Annotated in this window: 4 protein-coding genes and 1 pseudogene; 1 reads left to right on the top strand and 4 read right to left on the bottom strand. The window is 69.8% G+C overall.

Annotated features, from left to right (window positions below):
• Nucleotides 1-193, bottom strand: a pseudogene (locus tag AC1D01_RS25035) (ChaN family lipoprotein); the annotation flags it as partial.
• A 68-nt stretch (nucleotides 194-261) separates the two neighbouring features.
• Between AC1D01_RS25035 and AC1D01_RS25030 the strand changes: the two are divergent.
• A complete protein-coding gene (locus AC1D01_RS25030; protein ID WP_477871178.1) occupies nucleotides 262-1,389 on the top strand; it encodes an aminotransferase class V-fold PLP-dependent enzyme in 1,128 nt (375 codons plus the stop codon).
• Here the strand turns inward: AC1D01_RS25030 and AC1D01_RS25025 are convergent, their stop codons facing one another.
• The 3 genes from AC1D01_RS25025 to AC1D01_RS25015 all read right to left on the bottom strand — a co-directional run.
• A complete protein-coding gene (locus AC1D01_RS25025; RefSeq protein WP_477871176.1) occupies nucleotides 1,390-1,971 on the bottom strand; it encodes a hypothetical protein in 582 nt (193 codons plus the stop codon).
• A 127-nt stretch (nucleotides 1,972-2,098) separates the two neighbouring features.
• Complete coding sequence (locus AC1D01_RS25020) at nucleotides 2,099-2,998, bottom strand: SDR family oxidoreductase (RefSeq protein ID WP_477871174.1); 900 nt, start codon at nucleotides 2,996-2,998, stop codon at nucleotides 2,099-2,101.
• A 36-nt stretch (nucleotides 2,999-3,034) separates the two neighbouring features.
• The coding region (locus AC1D01_RS25015; protein WP_477871172.1) for an SDR family oxidoreductase at nucleotides 3,035-3,663 on the bottom strand (629 nt) is incomplete at its 5' end.

Genomic DNA, 3,663 nt, shown 5'->3' with positions numbered 1-3,663 from the left:
TCAGCAGCGCCGGGCGCGCGCCGCCGTCGAGCAACTGCTTGAACTCGGCGAGCCGCAGCGCGTGCTGCGCGGCGTTGTCGTGCACCTCGCCGAGCAGCACGACGGGCGCAGCGGCGGGTGGACGGACAAGATGAGGGTCACAGGCCGCCAGCAGCACGGCGGCGGCGCAACACAGGCTGAAATCGAATCGCATGCGCACGATGATGGCAGGGAACCGACCGGTGCTACGCTGCGCCCCACAACACCTTGACGGAGACACCCATGCCCGGACTGCTGCCCCAGGTCGATCCCGACGGCCTGCTCGAGTTCTCGGTGGTCTACACCGACCGCGCGCTGAACCACATGTCGAAGAAGTTCCAGGGCGTGCTGCGTGGCATCACCGACACGCTGAAGCGCACCTACCACGCACCGACCGCGATCGTGATGCCGGGCAGCGGCAGTTTCGGCATGGAGGCGGTGGCCCGGCAGTTCGCGACCGGCCAGCGCGTGCTGGTGATCCGCAACGGCTGGTTCAGCTACCGCTGGACGCAGATCTTCGAGATGGGCTCGATCCCGTCGGCGGCCACGGTGCTGAAGGCGCGGCCCACCGGTTCGGGCTACCAGGCGCCGTATGCGCCAGCGCCGATCGACGAGGTGGTGCAGACGATCCGCCGCGAGTCGCCGGCGCTGGTGTTCGCGGCGCACGTCGAGACCGCCTCCGGGATGATCCTGCCCGACAACTACCTGAAGGCGGTGGCCGATGCGGTGCATGCGGCCGGCGGCCTGTTCGTGCTGGACTGCATCGCGTCGGGCGCGATGTGGGTCGACATGCAGGCCACCGGCGTCGACATCCTGATCAGCGCGCCGCAGAAGGGCTGGAGCGGCTCGCCGGGCAGCGCCTTCGTGATGCTGAGCGCCGCGGCGCGCGACCGCATGGCGAAGACGCAGAGCACCAGCTTCGCCTGCGACCTGCGCAAGTGGCTGCAGATCGCCGAGACCTACGAGGCCGGCGCGTTCGGCTACCACACCACGATGCCCACCGATGCGCTGACGAAGACCTGGGAGGTCATGCAGGAGACCGAGCGCTTCGGCTTCGAGACCGCGCGCGGCGCCCAGCAGCAGCTGGGCACCAAGGTGCGCACGCTGCTGGCGCAGAAGGGCTTCAAGAGCGTCGCCGCGGCCGGCTTCGAGGCACCCGGCGTCGTGGTCAGCTTCACCGACGACCCCGAGATCCAGTCGGCCCGCAAGTTCGCCGGGCTCGGGCTGCAGACGGCCGCCGGCGTGCCGCTTCAGTGCGACGAACCGGCGGATTTCCGCAGCTGGCGCATCGGGCTGTTCGGGCTCGACAAGCTGGCCCATGTCGACCGCACGGTGCAGCAGCTGGCGAATGCGCTGGAGCGTCTTCGCTGATCAACGCGGCATCGGGCGCTCGCGGCGCCAGACGCGCATCAAGGCCTCGTGCAGCGGCGGGATCACCAGCCGCAGCAGCTCCAGTGCCTGCGGCGGACTCACCGCATCGCCCAGGTTGCCGAAGCTGAAGCAGCTGCCGACGATGCCACCGAGGTCGATCCGGCCATGCAGCGCGACCCGGCGCAGGCCCAGCGCTTCGAGCTCGCACTGCTCGCGCGCCGACATCCGCTCGGCATCGCCGGGCAAGGCCAGGCTCTGCGGCTCGCCCGAATCGAGCCAGCGCTTCAGCGCCGGCCGATCGGCCAGGTCGAGCTCGCGCGGCAACCGGGCCAGCACATCGGCCGGGTGGCCCACCGCAATCGCATGAACCAGGCGCAGATGCGCCGGTGAGATGCGCACGATGGCCGCGATCAGCGAGCCATGCGGCAGCACCGGTTGCAGCCGCCGCCGCGCCATCGCGATGAACTGGGCTTCATCGCTGCACAGCGCGCAGGCATTGCGCAATTCGAGCAGCCGCTGCGTCAGCGGTGCCGGTGAACTGCGGCCTCGTGTGCCGCCTTCTTCTTTCGATCCCTTCGTCATTCCCATGTCCGTGGTTCCGTCCGCCGGTGGATCCGGCGAAACCTCGGTCATTGGCTTCCGAATTTGTGCAGCAAATGCGGAGTTCGCCATAGCGAATGAAGATGGTGACGGCCGGATGCCAGATGGCTCAGGCGAGCGACGGCACCACCTTCAGCAGGTCGCCGAGCCCGGCGCGCTCGAGCAACTGGGCGCGCATCCGGTCGGCGACGCCGCTGACGATCCCCGAGCCGTCGTCGCTCGGGTCGATGTGCACGCGGTAGGGGCGCCGGCCGTACGGTGCATCGACCGCCGCGACGATCGCGCGTGCGACGTCGGCCACGTCGGCATCGGCCGGTTCCAGCTTCGCAAGCGCCGCACCCACCTGCTGCGGCAGGCCGGCGTAATGCGCGTCATAGGCTTTCGCCACGTCGGCGTCCTGCGGATGCCCGGCATTCTGGAAGTGGTTGGTGCCCGATGTGAACGCGCCCGGCACGACGATCGTCGTCTCGACGCCGAAGCGCGCCAGCTCGCCGGCATAGCTGACCGCCAGCGAATCCATCGCCGCCTTGGCCGCGAAGTACGGGCCGAGGTAGGGCGGCGTGCCGCCCTTGACGCTGGAGCTCGACACCCACACGACCAGCCCATGCCCTTGCCGGCGCAGCTGCGGCAGCGCGGCGCGGTTCAGCCGCTGCGTGCTCAGCGTGTTGACGTCGAACAGCTCGRCCACCTGTTCGGGCGTGAAGGCCTCGCTCGGGCCCAGCACCATGTGGCCGGCGTTGTGCACCACCACGTCCAGGCGCTGGTGCGTCTCGATGATCTGCGCGACGGCCGCGTCCACCGAGTCCTGCGCGCCGACGTCGAGCTCGATGCTGCGCAGGTCGACGTGGTGTTGCGCCGCGTAGGCCGCGGCCTCCTGCGCCGCCTTCGCGTTGCGCGTCGCGATGGCGCGCATGCCGGCGTAGACGGTGTGGCCGGCGTCGGCCAGCGCGCGGGCGGTGAGGGCGCCGAAACCGCTCGACGCACCGGTGATGACGATGATCTTTTTCATGAAAGTTCTCCGAGTTGGAAGGAAGTGATCAAGCGGTCAAACAACGCCGCCGTTGGCGCGCAGCGTTTGCCCGTTGACCCAGGCCGCATCGKGGCCCGCGAGGAACGAGACGACACCCGCGACGTCCTGCGGCGTGCCCAGCCGCTCCAGCGGCGCGGCCTTCGCCAGCCGCTCGATCAGCTCGGGCGTCTTGCCGTTGAGGAACAGGTCGGTCGCGGTCGGCCCCGGCGCGWCGGCGTTGACGGTGATCTGGCGGCCGCGCAGTTCCTTCGCGAGGATGTTGGTCATCGTCTCGATCGCCGCCTTGCCGGCCGCATAGGCCGAGTACCCCGGCGTCGCGAGGCCCACGATGCTGCTCGAGAAGTTGACGATGCGCCCGCCCGACTGCAGGCGCTTCACCGCTTCGCGCATGGTGTTGAAGCTGCCCTTGACGTTGATGTTGAACAGGCGGTCGAAGGTGGCGTCGTCGGTGTCGACCAGCGCCGGCATGTTCGCTGGCATCACGCCGGCGTTGTTGACCAGCACGTCGACCCGGCCGTAGGCGCTGAGGGCCTCGTCGAACAGCCGGCGCACGGCGGCCGGATCCGACACGTCGGCCTGCACCGCGGTGGCCTGCCCGCCGGCCGCGACGATGGCATCGACGACCTCGGCGGCCGGCTGGGCGC

The sequence above is a fragment of the Rhizobacter sp. P3_B12 genome (assembly GCF_056402895.1).
The sequence above is the reverse complement of the archived record's forward strand: the minus strand, read 5'-3'. Positions and strand labels throughout refer to the sequence as shown.

What these genes read in the sequence shown, in the direction of transcription:
- AC1D01_RS25025 (WP_477871176.1), bottom strand. Translation starts at nt 1,971, where the DNA reads ATGACGAAGGGATCGAAAGAAGAAGGCGGCACACGAGGCCGCAGTTCA.
- AC1D01_RS25030 (WP_477871178.1), top strand. Translation starts at nt 262, where the DNA reads ATGCCCGGACTGCTGCCCCAGGTCGATCCCGACGGCCTGCTCGAGTTC.